Origin of the sequence: Acidovorax sp. HDW3 (assembly GCF_011303755.1) — a bacterium.
In the GTDB taxonomy this organism is placed as follows: Bacteria; Pseudomonadota; Gammaproteobacteria; order Burkholderiales; family Burkholderiaceae_C; genus Paenacidovorax.
Window position 1 is genome coordinate 2678979 of sequence record NZ_CP049885.1, and the last position, 17636, is coordinate 2696614.

17 protein-coding genes are annotated in these 17636 nt (G+C 62.8%); all 17 read right to left on the reverse strand.

The genetic code is table 11. From position 1 onward, the window contains the following. Positions 1 to 10 precede the first annotated feature (10 nt). On the reverse strand, positions 11 to 283 hold the full coding sequence (locus G7045_RS12345; RefSeq protein ID WP_003138984.1) for a VirB3 family type IV secretion system protein: 273 nt from the start codon (positions 281 to 283) through the stop codon (positions 11 to 13). Next, the gene (locus tag G7045_RS12350; RefSeq protein WP_166159919.1) at positions 280 to 669 is read right to left on the reverse strand and encodes a TrbC/VirB2 family protein; all 390 of its coding nucleotides are present in this window, start codon (positions 667 to 669) and stop codon (positions 280 to 282) included. Before G7045_RS12350 ends, G7045_RS12345 begins: the two co-directional genes overlap by 4 nt. Continuing rightward, complete coding sequence (gene trbB, locus G7045_RS12355; protein WP_166159920.1) at positions 666 to 1736, reverse strand: P-type conjugative transfer ATPase TrbB; 1071 nt, start codon at positions 1734 to 1736, stop codon at positions 666 to 668. The genes G7045_RS12350 and trbB overlap by 4 nt, the downstream gene beginning before the upstream one ends. Further along, on the reverse strand, positions 1733 to 2197 hold the full coding sequence (locus G7045_RS12360; protein WP_142091868.1) for a CopG family transcriptional regulator: 465 nt from the start codon (positions 2195 to 2197) through the stop codon (positions 1733 to 1735). The genes trbB and G7045_RS12360 overlap by 4 nt, the downstream gene beginning before the upstream one ends. Further along, entirely contained in the window at positions 2194 to 4194 is a 2001-nt protein-coding gene (locus G7045_RS12365; protein ID WP_142091867.1) for a conjugal transfer protein TraG, read from the reverse strand. The genes G7045_RS12360 and G7045_RS12365 overlap by 4 nt, the downstream gene beginning before the upstream one ends. A gap of 236 nt (positions 4195 to 4430) precedes the next feature. Further along, on the reverse strand, positions 4431 to 4709 hold the full coding sequence (locus G7045_RS12370; protein ID WP_025297938.1) for an EexN family lipoprotein: 279 nt from the start codon (positions 4707 to 4709) through the stop codon (positions 4431 to 4433). A gap of 4 nt (positions 4710 to 4713) precedes the next feature. Further along, positions 4714 to 5649, reverse strand: coding sequence for a LysR family transcriptional regulator (locus tag G7045_RS12375; protein WP_022580529.1), 936 nt, complete (start codon positions 5647 to 5649; stop codon positions 4714 to 4716). A gap of 187 nt (positions 5650 to 5836) precedes the next feature. After that, a complete protein-coding gene (locus G7045_RS12380; RefSeq protein WP_142091866.1) occupies positions 5837 to 6103 on the reverse strand; it encodes a hypothetical protein in 267 nt (88 codons plus the stop codon). A gap of 127 nt (positions 6104 to 6230) precedes the next feature. Next, positions 6231 to 6869, reverse strand: a complete 639-nt coding sequence (locus G7045_RS12385) for a transmembrane anchor protein (RefSeq protein WP_142091865.1) — start codon at positions 6867 to 6869, stop codon at positions 6231 to 6233. 22 nt (positions 6870 to 6891) lie between these two features. Then, positions 6892 to 7539, reverse strand: coding sequence for a HupE/UreJ family protein (locus tag G7045_RS12390; protein WP_240919221.1), 648 nt, complete (start codon positions 7537 to 7539; stop codon positions 6892 to 6894). Between the two features lie 265 nt (positions 7540 to 7804). Next, the gene (locus G7045_RS12395; RefSeq protein WP_142091863.1) at positions 7805 to 9046 is read right to left on the reverse strand and encodes a TolC family protein; all 1242 of its coding nucleotides are present in this window, start codon (positions 9044 to 9046) and stop codon (positions 7805 to 7807) included. After that, the gene (locus G7045_RS12400; protein ID WP_142091862.1) at positions 9043 to 9345 is read right to left on the reverse strand and encodes a DUF3240 family protein; all 303 of its coding nucleotides are present in this window, start codon (positions 9343 to 9345) and stop codon (positions 9043 to 9045) included. The genes G7045_RS12395 and G7045_RS12400 overlap by 4 nt, the downstream gene beginning before the upstream one ends. Then, positions 9338 to 12430, reverse strand: a complete 3093-nt coding sequence (locus tag G7045_RS12405; RefSeq protein WP_142091861.1) for an efflux RND transporter permease subunit — start codon at positions 12428 to 12430, stop codon at positions 9338 to 9340. Before G7045_RS12405 ends, G7045_RS12400 begins: the two co-directional genes overlap by 8 nt. A gap of 1 nt (position 12431) precedes the next feature. Beyond that, entirely contained in the window at positions 12432 to 13547 is a 1116-nt protein-coding gene (locus tag G7045_RS12410) for an efflux RND transporter periplasmic adaptor subunit (RefSeq protein WP_142091860.1), read from the reverse strand. Positions 13548 to 13733: 186 nt separating this feature from the next. Beyond that, positions 13734 to 14729 (reverse strand): M56 family metallopeptidase, encoded by a 996-nt coding sequence (locus tag G7045_RS12415; protein WP_166159921.1) that lies wholly within the window; start codon positions 14727 to 14729, stop codon positions 13734 to 13736. Then, a complete protein-coding gene (locus G7045_RS12420; protein WP_025297936.1) occupies positions 14729 to 15127 on the reverse strand; it encodes a BlaI/MecI/CopY family transcriptional regulator in 399 nt (132 codons plus the stop codon). Before G7045_RS12420 ends, G7045_RS12415 begins: the two co-directional genes overlap by 1 nt. 110 nt (positions 15128 to 15237) lie before the next feature. Continuing rightward, positions 15238 to 17235, reverse strand: coding sequence for a relaxase/mobilization nuclease and DUF3363 domain-containing protein (locus tag G7045_RS12425; protein ID WP_166159922.1), 1998 nt, complete (start codon positions 17233 to 17235; stop codon positions 15238 to 15240). Positions 17236 to 17636: the final 401 nt, after the last annotated feature.

A 17636-nucleotide genomic window follows, 5' to 3' on the forward strand; every position in this document is an offset into this window, starting at 1 on the left:
CGGCATCCCCTCACACGTCCAGCAGCGGGCGGTGCTTGATGTGCCGGGCGAACACGGCCATGAACTGCGGATCGACGCGCGCACCCCAGACCGCCAGCGAATGGCCGACGATCCAGAGCACCACGCCAGGAATCCACAGTTGCAGGCCCAGCCCGACGGCGGCGGCCAGCGTGCCGTTAGCAATCGCCACGGTGCGCGGTGCGCCGCCTAGCAAGATCGGCTCGGTGAGCGAGCGATGCAAAGGCACCTCGAACCCGGCCGCGAAGGTATCCGGGCCGCTCATACGACAGCCCCGCCGGAGAAGCTGAAGAACGACAGGAAGAAGCTCGAAGCCGCGAACGCGATGGACAGGCCGAACACGATCTGGATCAGCTTGCGAAAGCCGCCCGACGTGTCGCCGAACGCGAGCGCGAGGCCCGTGGCGATGATGATGATGACGGCCACGATGCGCGCCACCGGCCCTTGGATCGACTCCAAGATCGACTGCAAGGGGCCTTCCCAGGGCATCGAGGAACCGGCGGCCTGCGCGGTTCCGGCCAGGAACAGCAGCAGCGCGGCCAGCATCAGTCCTTGCCCCGCAGGGCGGGCCAGGCTATGCAGCCGCGCGAGGCCGGACAGGTTGAAATGCGGATTTACGGAATCACGGAAAGCATGGGCGTGCGTCGTCATGGAAGTTCTCCAGAAAGGTCGAGGGATGGGGAAGTCGCCGCAACGGGTGCGGCATCGGGAAGCGGCGGCAGCTCGGGAAACGGCGTCTCCAGCGCGTCCGCCAGTTGGTAGCCCACGCCGTCGAAGCCGACGACGCGGGCGATACTCTCGATGCGGCGCTTGCGCCCGCGTCCGGCGATGTGGATCACCACGTTGACCGCCTCGGCGATCAGCGCACGCGGCGGATTCACCGCCACTTCGAGAATCAGTTGCTCCATGCGCAGCAGCGCGCCCAGCGCGGAACCTGCGTGGATCGTGGCGATGCCGCCGGGGTGGCCCGTGCCCCACACCTTGATGAGATCCAGCGCCTCGGCGCCACGTACCTCACCAACGACCACGCGATCAGGCCGCAGGCGCATGGACGAGCGCACCAGCTCGGTCATGGACACCACGCCGGCGCGCGTGCGCAGCGGCACGTGGTCGCGGGCTGCGCATTGCAGCTCTACCGTGTCTTCGAGCACCAGCACGCGGTCGCCGGTGGCGGCGATTTCGGCGAGCAAGGCATTGGCGAGCGTGGTCTTGCCGCTGCTGGTGGCCCCGGCGATCAGGATGTTCTGGCGCTCGCGCACGGCGCGCACCAGAAAGCCCGCCTGGGCGGCGGTCATCATTCCGTCCACGACGTACCGCTCCAGCGGGATCACGCCGATGGCGCGCTTGCGCAACGCAAAGGCCGGCCCCGGCGCGGCGGGCGGCAGGATGCCCTCGAAGCGTTCGCCGGTTTCGGGCAGTTCGGCGGATAGCAGCGGCTGGCCGCGATGCACCTCCGCGCCGACGTGGGCCGCGACCAAGCGGATGATCCGCTCGCCATCGGCCTCGGGCATCTCCACGCCCATCGGCGCGCGGCCCGACGACAGGCGATCCACCCAAAGGGTGCGGTCGGGGTTGAGCATGATTTCCACCACGTCGGGGTCTTCGAGCGCAGTGGCGATCAGCGGCCCCATCGCCGTGCGCAGCATCTGGATGCGCCGGTCGAGCGAGGCCGCAGCGGACGAGCGTGGCTCGGGTGGCAACTGCGAAACGGCGCTCATGACGCACGCTCCCGCGCCTGGGCGGCTGCCGCCGCGTCCTCCATCCGCACCGGAGCGGGGTTCAGTTCCTCCACCACGTCGCGCACCAGGCTCCGTCCACGCATCAGGTGGCGGCCAAGCTGCTCGGTGAACTGCTCGAAGCGCGCCTTGCCCTGGGCGCGAGCTGCCTCTTGATGCGCCTCGGGAACCGGCGTGCTGACGGTCAGGTAGTAGCGGATGAACAGCGCCAGCGTCTCGATGGCGATGTTCTGGTCGCGCTCCATGCGCTCGGCCTGGCGCGACAGCCGGTCGAGCCGCTTGGCGATGGCCGCTTCGCGCTGGTCAGCAGCATCGGGCGATAGCCACGATGCGAGCGCCGCCGCGACGATGGACGACTTGGATACGCCTTTCTTGGCGGCCAGTTCATCAAGCCGCTGGGCGTGCTCGGGCTGGATAAAGAGATTCAGGCGGTAGTGGCTCATAGCTCAATTCCGTCGTTGGGGTCGAGGGACGCCAGCCGGGCCGTGCGCTGCATGGCCGGATCAAGTTGGCGAGGAAGGGGAAGCGGCAGGTCGTCGTCGTCATCGAACAAGCCGAGGTCGGCCGCGGGCGCGGCCAGCTCCGGGTCGTAGGCGACGGCCTCGGAGAGTTCGGGCTGACGGCGTGGGCCGCCGTCGTCGGCGGAACCGAGGCCATCGGCGGATGCCGTGGCCGGTGCGGTGGGCGTTGGTGGGATTGCCAGCCCGCTCCAGTCGTCGGCGCGCAGCGGCGGCGCGTCGGCGTATTGGCAGTCCGCCAGCGCGGGCGGCGGCAACACGCGCCGCTTGAAATTGGCGTCGGCGTAATAGCGCAGCTTCCGGGCCTTGATCGGCGCCACGCTGGACACCATCACCACCGCCTCGTCCGGCGGTAGCTGCATGACTTCGCCCGGTGTCAGCAGCGGGCGGGCCGTCTCCTGGCGCGACACCATGAGGTGCCCCAGCCACGGCGCGAGCCGGTGGCCCGCGTAGTTGCGCTGTGCGCGCAGCTCGGTGGCCGTGCCCAGCGTCTCGGAGATGCGTTTGGCGGTGCGCTCGTCGTTCGTGGCGAACGTCACGCGCACATGGCAGTTGTCCAGAATCGAATGGTTCTGGCCGTAGGCTTTGTCGATCTGGTTGAGCGACTGCGCGATGAGGAAGCTGCGGATGCCGTAGCCCGCCATGAAGGCCAAGGCCGTCTCGAAGAAGTCGAGCCGGCCCAAGGCCGGGAACTCGTCGAGCATCAGCAGCAGCTTGTGGCGGCGCTCGATGCCGTCGCTGCCGTCGAGCGATTCGGTGAGCCGGCGTCCGATCTGGTTGAGGATCAACCGGATCAAGGGCTTCGTGCGGCTGATGTCCGAAGGCGGCACCACCAGGTACAGCGATACGGGGTGCTCGGCGGAAATGAGGTCAGCGATACGCCAGTCGCAGCGCGAGGTGACTTCGGCCACCGTGGGATCGCGGTACAGGCCGAGGAACGACATGGCGGTGCTCAACACGCCGGAACGCTCGTTGTCCGACTTGTTGAGCACTTCACGCGCAGCGGATGCCACCACCGAATGCGGCCCATCGCCCAGGTGGGGCGTGGTCATCATCCGGTGCAAGGTCAGCTCGAAGGGGCTGGCCGGGTCGCTGAGGAAGTTGGCGATGCCGCGCAGCGTCTTGTCCTCGCCCGCATAGAGCACATGCAGGATCGCCCCGACCAGCAGCGCGTGCGAGGTCTTCTCCCAATGGTTGCGCTTCTCCAGCGCGCCGTCGGGATCGACCAGAATGTCCGCGATGTTCTGCACGTCGCGCACTTCATGCGCGCCGCGCCGTACCTCCAGCAGCGGGTTGTAGGCCGCCGACTTTGCATCGGTCGGGTTGAACAGCAGGCAGTGGCTGAAACGGCTGCGCCAGCCGGCGGTGATCTGCCAGTTCTCCCCCTTGATGTCGTGGATGACCGCCGAGGCCGGCCAGCTCAACAAGGTGGGAACCACCAGGCCGACACCCTTGCCGCTGCGCGTCGGCGCGAAGGTCAGGACGTGTTCCGGGCCTTCGTGGCGCAGGTACTGGCGATCGTACTGGCCGAGGAACACGCCGACCGGCTGCGTGAGGCCCGCCTTGCGAATGTCCTGCGCATTCGCCCAACGGGCCGAACCGTAGGTCGTGACCAGGCGTGCCTGTCGCGAGCGCCAGACCGACATGGCAATGGCGACGGCCACGGCGACCATGCCGCTGCCACCGGCGATGGCTCCGCCCGTGTCGAAGATTTCCGGGGTATAGGCACCGTAAGAGAACCACCACTCAAACAGCTTCCACGGGTAGTAGATCGGCGTGCCAAGAAAATCGAACCAGGGCGAGCCAAGGCGTAGCTGATAGCCAAGGGCTGCTGCTGTCCATTGTGTGGCGCCCCACACTCCGGCGATCACGATGCCGAATACCACGGCGATCTGACCGAACAGCACGTTCGTCCCTTGCATGACCTGGCCTCCGATTTCTCCTGCGCTGATTCCTCATGGAAGAAGCGGCACAAGGACGTGCCGCAGGCGTCAGGATCGGTGTCGGATCAGTGCCGGTCAAAGACCGTTTAGAGCAGAAAGGTCGAGGAAAAAGAAAGAATTAGTGCTGCGGTAGGCCAAAGAAAAACGCCGCAAGCGGTAGCGCATTGCGGCGTGTCGAGAAGAAAAATGAAGATGATGCAGCGAGTTGCCAACAATCAGAACTTGGGCGATTCCTTCGGTGGTGTGTATGGCGTTTGGCCGTCGCCATAGAACCGTTTGCGCGTAGCTTCCGCCACGCGGTTGCACAGCACTTCGCCCAGCTTGGCGCGGTCGGTCTTGCACTGCTGCCGCAGTTCCTTGAGCCGCTCGGGGTTGGCCGCGAGTTCTTCCACCGTCGGGACGTTGACTGTGGAATCAGCGGGCTTCTGTGGCGTCTCGGACTGGCCGCAGGCAGCCAATGCAGCCATCAGCAAGAACGGGATGATTTTCTTCATGGCATCATTCCTCCGAAGCATCGGGATTTCGACCTCGTATCGGCCTTGGGGGTTCCAGAGATTCGATGGTCTGTACGCGCTCAATGAATCTTGCCAGTTCGTCGGATAGATCACCGTCAAGATGAAGCAAGTACGTCGTCAACGGTGGCACGCGCTGCGCCAGCGGACGGGCCACGACACCCGGCTCACGGCTGGCGGCAATGTGTGCGGCGCCGGCCAGCCCGAGCGCGAAACCAGCCGATACCAGCGCCATCATCAGGTCGCAAGAAGCAACACGTTCTGCAATCAAAGGCTCCATCTCAGTATGGCGAAGCACTCGTTCGACATGCTTGGCGTGGCCTTCGCACACTTGCGGATCGCACAAGACCAATGGGTAGCGCAGCAGCTCATCCAAGGGGATGCGTTTGTGGGCCAGCAACGGATGCCGGCCAGGAACCGCGACCATCAGCGTATCGCTCCAGGCAGGTACGGTGACGATGCCATCACCAACCTCGTTGGACTGGGCGAATCCCACGTCGTACAGATCGCTATGAAGCCCCTTGATCTGCTGTGACAGGGGCACCTCGAAGAATCGGATTTCTACCTCAGGTTCTTCCTGGCGACAAAGTACGAGCAAGGCAGATAGACGCGATGGCGTGATGCCATCGGACAACGCCACGCGCAACTGCCCGTGAAAGCCGTTGGCCGCCGCCTTTACGCTCTCCCGAGCCTGTTCCACAGCAGCGAGTACGCGACGAACATGCTCCAAGAACAACTTGCCAGCGCGGGTCAGCCTGGTGCTGCGGGTGGTGCGGGCAAACAGCACAACACCCAGTTCTTCTTCCAGTTCCTTGATGGCTCGGGACAAGGGCGATTGCTCAATGTGCAGTTTCTCTGCGGCACGGGCGAAGCGAAGCTCCTCAGCTACGGCGAGAAAATACTTCAGGTGTCTCAACTCCATAGAATATTCACTCCCTCCGAGCCGACATAGCACTTGCTCCTCGGTTAATGCTAGAACCATGATTCGTCACCTAGGCCAGTGCTGAGTATTGGCAGCTCCGAGCAGCCGAGCGAGGGTCAAGGCGGAGCTTGCCAACTCAATCAGGCGGTGGCCGTGACCTTGTGAGTCACGGCCACAATCTGAAAAATCAGTTCTTACCGTCGGACGATTGACGGGGTGCCGGAGTCGGCGTTGCAGCCGGCTTCTTCTTTGCGGCGGCATCGCATTGCTCTTTCAGCTTCTTTACTTCGGGGTAAGCCACGTCGCTGATGTACCGCTTCGTATCTGCCAACTGCTCGCAGGTCTTCGGCATGGCCTTCTCATCGTCGTTATGCGCGCCGGGGTGGGCCATCGCAAGCGGCGAAGCGAGCGATGCGCTGGCCAGGGCGGCAATCAAGAACGGACGAATATTCATTTCACTATCTCCTTGGGTTAAGCCCAGCCTTCGCGGCTGAGCGGAAAACTACGGCCTCCTGTTGCGTGTCTGCTATATCAGCAGGAGGGCCGGAGTACATGGGCATTCGCCCCTGTCTTTTTGATGACTACAAGACGCGCTTCATTTCTGCGTATTGACCGCGAGCGCGGACAACCACAGTCACATCGGCATCCCCACGGTTTCGCCAGAACCAGCCGTGATTGCCGTTAAAGGCAGCCTGGATCGAACCATCATCTGCGGGCACGGCACGGCCTTTCTCGTAGCTGATCGACTGTCCACCGCCATCGCCGTGGGTATCGAAGTTCACTACGCCACCTTCGGCAATCCAACTGAACTCAGCTTTCTCGCCGGCCTTCATACTCAACTTCACTTCGGCACCTTGGCCCGGCTTTAGGACAACGCGCACCTCATCGCGCCACGCAGAATCGTTCGCCAACTGAGGGGTGCCTTGTGTCTGCGCCGGCGTGGCTATGCTGGCATTCCCTGTGCTCGTGCCGGCGGCCCTGGCCTTGGCTGCGTCCATTGCTGCATCTGCCGCGGCTTCTTTAGCTAGCTGGGTCTTGATTTCCCCCATTTCCGTCAGCCCGAGAGCGCGGCCAATCCCTGTCGGGTCGATTGCATATTCGGAGGGAAGGACGATAGCTATCAGAATTGCGACGGCGGCAACGAGCGCAATGCACGTTGATCGCAGCAATTGTTTCGATGTAGGTAGGTCGTCAAGAGTTGGCTTTGATACGTTGAACATAAAGGTTTTCTCCGTGCGGGGTTCAGGAAACGAAGTAGCCGGTGATTTGGTAACCGATCAGAATGAAGCCGGCACACATCATTGCCACGTTTGCGGTGTATGCATGACGCCAGAAGCTCGCTGTTCGGCGCCAGTAGCTCATTGCGATCAAGATCGTGCCGAGCGCAAGCAACTGTCCCATCTCAACGCCGACATTGAATGCCAGTAGATTGGGAATCAGGCCGTCAGGTGAGATGTTGTATTCGATGATCTTGGTGGATAGTCCGAATCCGTGGAACAGACCGAATACAACTGTGGCGGCTTTTGTATTCGGTTGAAAGCCAAGCCATCGTTGAAAGGCGCCAATATTGTCGAGCGCCTTGTAAACAACCGAAAGGCCGATGATCGCGTCGATGATGTAGCTGTTGATTCCGACGTTGAAATACACACCAAGTAGCATCGTGGTCGAGTGGCCGATGGCAAATAGCGTCACGTACAGGGCGACATGTTTCATCCGGTATAGGAAAAAGATCACGCCGAGTAGAAACAGAATATGGTCGTACCCCGTCGCCATATGCTTCGCCCCTAAATACATGAAGGGGATAATATTGATGCCAGATATTTCTTGGATGTATCCCTTATCGCCCTCGGCAACAGCATGGGCCAGAGCCTGGTTTGCACTGGCGAACATGAGGAGAAGCATTGCCGTTAGAAATAGGAGAATACGTGCCCGGGTTGATGGATGGCGGCTCGGCATTACTTCAATTAGTCTTTCGTGCATGTATCTCATACCTTGAATAAACTCAGAAAAATCCTTTGATTGAGCGCGGGAAAGTGGCTTCTCATTCTCCGCGCTCCTGCGATTAGGGTGAAGAAATCGACGCGCTTACGATGGCGTGTCCTCCGGGCTCAGTCGCTCAATCTCGCCTGCCATATTGGCGTGCAGCAGTTCGGCTCTATTCATCGGCCAGCCCAAGAATCAAATGAGCGTCGATCAGCAGCCGATTGCGCGCCTTCAACGCTTCAATGCGGGATGAAAGCGATGCCCCGGCAGCATCGACGGATTGCCGACGCAGCAGCAGCAGAGATTGCAAATCCCCTTCGCCAAGGCCGTAGCCACGCTGGCCGAGCTTGGCGTTCTCATGGGCCATCTGCGCGGACTGTTCGGCTAACCTCCAGCGCCGCAGTGCAGTGCGGGCATCGTTGATGGTTTCCGCAGTCGCTAAGTCGATTTCCTTGCGCTGGCGCTCTAGTTCGGCCCGCGCAACGTCCGCCTGCTTGAGCGCCTCCAACATGGTTTCCTTGCGATAGGTCCCTCCGAGCGGAATGCTCACGCTGATGCCCACGATGCGTTCGCTGCGACGAGCCTCCGAGGCTGTGAAAATGCCAACGGTGGGGTCAGGAATCCGGTCGGCTCGCGCCCTCTCGGCAGTCAGTTCAGCCCGCTTTAGCGAAGCTTGCATGATTCGCAGCGTGTCGCTCTCGGCAAGGACCCGTTCGCGCCACTGCGCTTCGTCCAGCTCAAGTTCCACAGGTTCACTTAAGGACTGCGGCTCCATCACCAAAGAAGGAAACCGTGAGCGAAGACGAAGGATCGCCTTGGCCTCCTGTGCCTGGGTGGCGTCGAACTGTCGGCGCGCCTCGGCCGCGTCCGCTTGTGCAGCGTTGAGATCCAGCAGCGACGCATCGCCGGCTCTGCGACGCCCTGCAACTGCCGATGCGCTCGATTCGGCGAAGCCGAGCTGTTCCTTGGCCAACTCTCGCGCCTGGATAGATGCCAGCCAGTCGATCCACAAGTCAGCCAATGCACGCGCGGCTTCATGTCGTGCTTCCGCTAACTCGGCGCGAGCTATCTGTTCGGTAGTGTCGCCTAGGCCCTGATCGAGCTCGGCCTTGCCACCAATTCGGATCGGTCGCTCGATCCTGGCGGTCCATTCGTTGGAATTGCCACCTGTGTCATAGCGGCGTCTCTGGCCGTCGATTCCTACAGACCATTCGTAGGGAGATGCAGCGATCTTGCGCCCTGTGTGACCTGCTGCTTCCAGCGCATGCCGAGCCTTCAAGACAGAAGGCTCCTGCTCGATAGCCGCACGCGCAAGTTCGGCAGGTGGTAGGTCGGACGGAGTGACAGGCTGTGCAACCACTTGTAGCGGCAGCACCAGCACCCACCCCAAGGTCATCGTGATCCAAGACTTCATGCAATCTCTCCATCGATCGACAGCGGCGCTGCCCAATAGCGCAACCCAGTGCCAGCAAAGCGTTCTTGCAGCAATTGCAGGAGTTCTTCCTGCTTCCCGTCGGTGACCACGATCTGCACCAGGACCGCATGGCTGCGTCCCATCACTTTTTCTTCGTTCGATAGCCGCCCGTAGGCTGTGCCGTGGCTGAACGTCGGCGTGCTTACAAAGAGTTCGTCACCCGCAACTTCAAGCAGCAGGTCGAACAACTTTTCCTCGATTTGTGGATCAAGAACCAAGGTCAGGCAAGACTTAGGCATGGCTCACCTCCACAGGCGCCGCCGACTTGGCATGCGCGAATCGCAGGTACAGGATGGGCAGCAGGATCAGCGTCAGCGCGGTCGCTGTGATCAGGCCGCCGATAACGACGATGGCCAACGGTCGCTGAATTTCCGAGCCGGGGCCAGTGGCGAACAGCAGCGGTATCAGACCGAACGCGGTGATCGAAGCTGTCATCAGCACTGGACGCAAGCGCCGACGTGCCCCCTGTGTCACGCACTCGATTAGGGAAAGGCCTTCGGCGTGCAACTGGTTGAAGTAGCTCACCAGCACCACGCCGTTGAGGACGGCGATACCCAGGAGCGCGATGAAGCCTACCGAGGCCGGCACGGACAGGTACTCGCCCGTGAGCCAGAGCGCCATAATTCCGCCCACCAACGCAAAAGGAATGTTGCTCAAGACCAGCAAGGCCTGTCGCAGTGAGCCGAAGGTTGAGAACAGGATCAGGAAGATGAAGCCCAGCGACAGCGGCACAACGAGGGACAGCCGGGCCGCCGCGCGCTGCTGGTTCTCGAACTGCCCCCCCCAGGCGACGCGATAGCCCGTGGGGAGCGTCACCGCCTGCGCAACCTTTGCTTTGGCTTCCTCAACGAACCCCACTAGATCGCGGCCGGTGACATTGGCGATCACTACGCTGTAGCGGCTTCCCATCTCGCGATCGATCTTCACTGGTCCGCTTTCGCGCTCCAGTTTGGCGAGTTGATCCAGCGCGACGTTTTGGCCGCCGGGCGCCATGATGCGCAACGCCGCGAACTCTGCTGGGGAAACTTTCACGCCGTCAGGACCGCGCACCACGATCGGGATTCGGCGGTTGCCGTCGATCACAGTGCCTGCTCGCTGGCCCTCGATCTGCACGCGCAAGGCGTCCTGAACGTCCTCGACCGATAGGCCGTAGCGACCAGCGGCCAAACGATCGACCACTACGCGCAGGTACTGCACGCCATCGTTCTCGACGGTGTAGACGTCCTGGCTGCCGGGCACTTCCTTGATCAGCTTCTCGACCTGGCCGGCGAGGTCATTGAGCGTCTTCAGGTCCGGCCCGAATATCTTGATCGCCACGTCGCCTCGCACCCCGATGATCATCTCGGATACGCGCATGTCGATGGGCTGCGTGAAGCTGTAGCCCACACCCGGCAGTTGATCGAGTACCCCACGAATCTTGTCTTCCAACGCTGGCTTGCCTCCTTCGGGCCATTCGCTACGTGGCTTGAGAACGAGAAAGGTATCGGTCTGGTTCAGGCTCATGGGGTCCAGGCCGATCTCATCGGCACCCGCCCGCGCGACAATGCCAGTGATCTCGGGCACGCCCTTCATCAACGCCTGATGTATCTTCAGATCGAGTTCGGCCGTCTGTTCCAGGCTCACCGAGGGAAGCTTTTCAATGCCGACGATGATGTCTCCCTCGTCCATTGCCGGCATGAAGGTCTTGCCGACCAGTGTGTAGACGCCCACGGCTACGGCCAGCATGGCGCCCGCCACAACAAAGACCAGTTTTTGCCGGCGCAGGGCGAAGTCGAGGACCGGCGTGTACAGCCGCAGCGCATGGCGTGGCAGCCAGGGGTCGTCGTGCGTCACCTTCTTGAACAGGAAGGACGACAGCACGGGGATGACGGTAAGCGAGAGGACGAGCGAACTGCCCAACGCGAATACGATCGTCATCGCCACCGGCACGAAGAACTTGCCTTCGAGACCTTGCAGCGTCATTAGCGGCAGGAACACGACGGCGATGATCAGGATGCCGGCCGCGACCGGCGCGGCCACCTCACGCACCGCACGAAACACCATGTGCTGACGTGGTAGCTTGTCCTTGCCGTCATGGGCCATGTGCTGGACGATGTTCTCGACCACCACCACCGCACCGTCGACCAACATGCCCAGCGCGATGGCCAGACCCCCCAGGCTCATCAGATTGGCCGACATGCCATACCAGCGCATCAGGATGAAGGTGGCTAGCGCCGACAGCGGCAGCACCACGGCCACCGTCACGGCAGCTCGCAGGTTGCCCAGGAATGCTCCCAGCAGGACCAGCACCAGTACGGTCGCTTCCAGCAGCGCCGTTGACACCGTGCCAATCGCGGTCTCGACAAGGCTGGCGCGGTTGTAGAAGACCTTGAGTTCGACGCCCTTCGGCAAGGTCGGCTTGAGTTCTTCCAACTTCTTCGTCACGCCTTGGACGACTTTCTGTGCATTGGCCCCAGCCAACCCGAGCACAAGGCCTTGTACGGCCTCTCCCTGGCCGCTCTGCGTCACCACCCCATAGCGAGTGAGATAGCCCTCGCGGACCTGAGCAATGTCGGCGATGCGCACGCTCGCCCCGCCTTCGGCCTTCACGACGATGGCGCGCACATCGTCCATGCTCTTGATGCTGCCTTCGCTACGCACCAGCAGCACTTCATCGCCTTCGCCGAGGCGGCCTGCGCCGTCATTGCGGTTGTTTGCCTCGATGGCTATGCGCAACTGCGTGGTTGACAGGCCCACCGCAGCAAGTTTCACTGGATCGGGAATGACCTCGAACGTGCGTACCTTGCCGCCCAACGCATTGACATCCGCCACGCCTGGCACCGAGCGCAGGGCGGGCCGGATCACCCAGTCAAGCAAGCTACGTCGCTCCTCCAGCGACATCTCCTTGGACTCGACGGTGAACATGAACATTTCGCCCAGCGGCGTCGTGATCGGCGCCATGCCACCGCTGATGCCTCCAGGCAGATCGGCGCTGATGTTGGACAACCGTTCTGCGACCTGCTGACGTGCCCAATAGATATCGGTGCCGTCCTCGAAATCGACCGTAATATCGACGATGCCGTATTTGGACATCGAGCGCAGGATGCGTTGATTGGGAATGCCCAGCATCTCGACTTCTATCGGTACAGCAATGCGGGTTTCGATTTCCTCGGGCGTCATGCCCGGTGCTTTCATGATGATCTTGACCTGCGTGCTCGCAACGTCAGGGAACGCATCGATCGGCAGATTCCGGAAGGCATACCAGCCTCCACCGGCCAGCAATGCGCCGACCAGCAGGACAAAAAGGCGCTGCGCGAGCGCGAATTGAACAAGGCAAGTCAGCATCTCAATTGCCCCCGCCCTTGCCGAGCCATGCCGCCTTCAGCCCGATCACTGAAGTAACGGCGATTTCCTGGCCAGCCCGAAGCGCACCCTGGACCCGCAACGCTTGACCGGCGCTATCCAATACATCCACTGGCGTGGCGACGAAGCCCTTATCGGTTCGCACGAAGACATAGGCCTTGTCGCCCTGGCGCGCCACGGCGGCGACCGGCACCGGCCAACCTTCGCCGCCAGCGGCAAAGGCTACTTGGGCCTGGACGAACTCGCCCGGCCGCAGCGACACCGCCCCGCGTGTGACCTCCGCGCGCAGCACTACCGTCTGGCTGTCGCTGACGGTGGCTCCCAGGCTGGTGGTGACCGCAACCGCATCCCTGCCAACAACGGTGACTTGGCCGCCACGCGCTGTCACCCTCGACTGGCGCTCTACAGGCAACTGGATATCAAGCCACAGCTTGCGTGTGTCTGCGACACGCGCAAGGGGATCAGATTGTTGGACTCGTTGCCCCGGCTTGACGCCAAGATCAGTCACGATGCCCCCCGCACGTGCCCGGATGACTAGCGCGTCCTGCATCGAGCCGCCTGCGGCGACACGACTTATAGCGCCCGCATCCAAGCCTGCCAGCCTCAAGGCAGCTTCAGCTTGCCGCAAACGGGCTCGCTCCTCCGTTGCAGCAGTCTCCGCATCTTGCGCTCTGCGCTCAGGTACGATGCCTTCGGCGGCTAACTGCTTCTCGCGCTGCAAGTTCCTTTGCGCTAGACGGTTGCGCGAAGCAGCTTCCATCAGTTTGAGCTGCTGTTCGCCCAATTCTGGGCTGCTCAAGCGCAGTAAGGGTTGGCCCGGTTTGACGGCTTCATTCTGACCAATTAGTAGTTGATCGACTACGCCCGCCAACGGTGCGCTGACGACGTATTCTTGCGAAGGAGGCAGCACGACGCGAGCTGGGTAAGCCATACCCGGAATGGATGCCGGTTTGTCTAGGCGTTGTAGCTGTACGCCCAAGGCCTGCATCTGCGTGGCTGAAACCGCGAACTCGTCGGCGGCCAAGGCCGCCGACGGGAGAGAGAGCGCGATTGCGAAAGCGCAGAGCGTGCGCGTCCAAAGTGACGATTGGTAAGACATAAATGCTCCGATAAATACTCCGCGAAAATTCCAACAGCCGCTGCAATTAGCGAACAAGGTCTTGGCTGGTGAGCAAACGATCCGTGTTTTGGACGGACTAGCCGCGTATGCAGGAGCGGATTCACCATAAAACCGATCGTTAATCGGTTTTTTGAGTAAAAAAACACAGCACACACGCATATGAACTTACCTCGTCATCACGGTGATGAGAGATTCGGTCACAGAGTGCAGCCAGCCGGTCGATAAGCTGCAAAAGGCCAGAACAACGATACCGAGCATTGGCCCCAAATACGAGATCGACGTGTGCCTGGATGACAGCAATGCTTCAACGCGCTCAGGGACAAAATCGGAAAAGAACGCCATCGTCAACGGCACCTGCTCCCTCGCGTGTTGCCGAAATATCTTCTCCACCGTAACGATGGTTTCGGCCACGGCGACAGGGCATCCCACTTCTTTGGCGGCAGCAAAATCACAACGCTGCTCCAAGGCGAGTTCCAGATCGCGCAACAACCGACGACGGACACCGGGCAACTGGATGCTGGACAGTACGGCAGCGGTCAAGCGATTCAGAACATCACGATTGGCGATGTGAGCCTGTTCGTGCGCGAGCACCACGCGCAACTGCATCGGATTGAGTCGTCGCATCAACGACGTTGAAAGCAGAATGTGACCACGCCCGACGCCGCAGGCCAACGCCATAGGCTGTTCAACATCGAGCACGCGCAGTTTGTCGGGATACCCTGGACGACCACTCAGCCGCACCAGCGAGGCAAGGGTTCGACGAGCGCGCCAAAGACCTGCTGCGGCCCGCGCCGCCAGCCAAGCCGCATATCCTGCCAGCAACGCCAATGCACCCCATAGCCAAGCACTTTGCCCGTTACTGCTCGGGTGCCAAACGCACAGATGCAGAAGCGTGTCGGCATGCGCAGAACAGGCAGCGGCAAATAGGGCTGAGTCGTCGAACATCGACGGCATTGCAATGGTCATCACCGCGTAGGCGATGCCTGCCAATGCAGGCGTTACCAGCATCCACCAAGATACCCGCGCCCGCTGAGAGGGGGCCTTGCCTGACAGCGCACGACGCAATGGATGCTCGCAGGCACCGATCAGCAGAGTAAGCGTCACTGCCAGCACGAAGCCGGACAGCAATGCAAACTGAAGTAGTGGGCCATAGCTCGTCATCACGGCTGATCCAATTCAGCCCGACGACGTGCGATCAATTCCTCCAACCTCTTGAGCTGGTCGTCATCCGCCCTTGCAGCAAGATCGACAAATGCGCTCAGCAACGCATCGGGCTGCGGCCCTGCGACACGACGCACCGTGGATTCCACCAGTTTCTGGATCAATTCGCGGCGGGAAACTCGCGCTGAGTATTCATAGGCATGGCTGATCTTTTCGCGCTGGAGCATGGCTTTGCGAAACAGACGTTCCAGCGTAGATTGCACGGTGTTCAAAGAAATCGAGCGCGACTGTCCAATGCGGGAATAAACCGCCTTGGTGTCGGACGGGCCGAAGCGCCAGATGTCTTCAAGCACGGCGATTTCCAGATCGCCAAGTGTTGGTACGCTGTGGTTGGTCAAGGTTGTCAGCTCCGAGCTTTGACTCTAACTAATGAGTATCGTCCAGAAAAAACCGACCGTCAATCGGTTTATTGTGCCATGCCGGCACTCCGCCTCGCTCTTGCGGGCAATCAAGCGACAGTAGGCCCGCGTTGCCGCCCAATCTCCCAGGACACCCCGCCACCGCGCACGGTTGCCGCAAGCTGCTGCCCCAGCCGCTGTTCAATCACCGGCTTCCACGGCACCAGCGAGAAGCCCATGCCGTCATCGAGCATCGCGTAGCGCCCGCTGGCGAGCATGACGCTGCGCCGGTAGATGCCAGCCACGCGCTGCCCGTCGGCCACGGGCCGGTGCTCCAGGCCGGTATCGGCGGCAATGTCTTTGGCGGCCTGTGCCAGTTCCCGGTTGCGCAGCGTGCCCAGCAGGTTGCGCGCCAGGATCACGCGCTGTCCACGCCGCTCGGCCAGCCCCTGTTCGGCGAGGAAGTCGGCGCGCTGCTGCATCGCCTGCTTGGCCTCGCCACCAAAGCCCAGGTCGCCCAGGCCCGAGCCGCTGCCGATCAGTTGCTGGTCGAGCCAGGTGGCTCCGATCACGCGCGCCTGCCGCTCGATGGGCAGGTGCGATTTCAGCTCCACGGCCACGCCGCCCAGGCGCTGCGCGTCGTAGCGGCGGCCCTGCTCGGGCAGGTCGCCCGGCACCTTCCACAGCCCTTCCGCCACGCGCTCAACGATGCCGGCACGGCGCAGGGCTTCCAGCCTGCGGACGTGGGCGGCTACTACCTCCTGCGGGTCGCGTCCGAGGACGGCTTGGCCCTGTGCCACCGCCAAGTGGTGGTCGGTGCGATACAGGCCGTCGCTCGCCAGCGCGGCGATGTTCCTGTCGGCCGCGCGCACGTCGGCCGATCCCTTCACCTCCACCACGGCGCCGGTCGGATAGTTCGCCAGCTCGTCGCGGGCGTTGAGCGCAACGTAGTGCGCCTTGCCGTCCACGCCGTCGATGACCAGATAGCCCCGGTCGCGCAGCTCGTCGGCCAGCCCCTTCGCGGCCACGCGCCCGAGGATGGTTTGGCCACTTCCATCCGCATCATGGCCCGGCTCGAACACCGCCAGCTCGCGCGGCTCGCCGCGCATGGCCCTTTGCATCGTGCGGATGATGTCGCCGCGTTCGCCCAGGGCGCGCAGGGTCTTCTCCGCATCGGCATGGACGGCCCAGGTGCCGGGCTTCGCCTCGTCGGCCAGGCCCAGGCGCTGCAAGCGTTGCAGGCGGCCGATCAGCAGCAGGCGCTGGCGCTGCAAGCGGGGTTCGTTGAGCCGTTCGACATGCACCAGGCCATCGTCGCCGGCCTCGCGCTTCAAGGTGCGATCCAGGCTCGTCCACCGCTCTTGCTCCACCTCGCGCTGCAAGGTCTGCTGGATCTCCAGCTCGGTGCGCGGCCCCAGCCATTCGGTCGCCAGCTCGGCGGCGCGGTGGCGGAAGCCATCGGCGATGTAGTCGCCCGCGATGATGAGGTCTTTGCCGGTGTCATCGCGCCCGCGCACGACGATGTGCGTGTGCGGGTTGTCGGTGTTCCAGTGGTTCACGGCCACCCAATCGAGGCCTGTGCCCAGGTCGGCCTCCATGCGGCCCATGAGGTGCCGCGTGTAGGTGCGCAGGTCTTCCAGCTCCGCGCCATCCTCGGGCGAGAGGATGAAGTGGAAATGGTGCCGGTCGTCGGCGCAGCGTTCCTTGAAGGCATCGAGGTCAGCGGCGTCGGTCTGCGGCCCGTAGGCTTGGCCCGGCTCGCCGTCGCGTCCCACACCATCGCGTTCGATATAGCGCAGGTGCTTGGCGAGCGACTGCGGGCTGGCTCGCTGGTGGTTCACCAGCAAGGTCTTGATGGTCACGCGCCGCGACATGGGCGTCAGCTTCGCGCCCGCGAAGCGCGCCGCCGTGTGGCCGCGCCCGAGGCGCGAGCCGGGCCGCTGGCCGGTGCCGCGCGCCGATGCCGGACGGGGCACCGTGGACTTGCCGCTGCTGGCCTTGCCCGCCTGTTTGAGCACCTTGGAAACGAAGCTCTGCCCCTGGCCCTTGCCCCGGTTCTTCGGAGCGCTGGGGCGCACGCGGAAATCGTCGTCGCGGCGGTCGCTCATGGCTGTCTCCAAGGAAAGCTGCGGCGTGCCCGAGCGTGCAAAGCACGCGGGCCGCTCTGTCTTGGCGCGGGCCTCGCGCCACACGCGGCACGGCGGCGAAGCCGCTCCGTGCCGCGCCAACCCCACGTGCAGACTGGCTTTCGACGCGGCCCGGTGCCGCGTCCTTTTGTCTTGCCTTCCGCCTTTGCCCCTCGCTGACGCTCCGGGCAGCGGCGGCCCGGCGCCGCTGCTGCGCGAGCAGCCAGCGCGCCGGCGAACGCGGCGACGGCCATAGGCCGGGCGCGTTCGAGGCAAGACGCCTGCACGTGGGAAGGCAGCGCGAAGTGCGGCGCGGATGCGCTCGCACTGCACGCGCGATGACACGCGGAACGCCACCGGATCGGCACGCCTGATAGCACGAT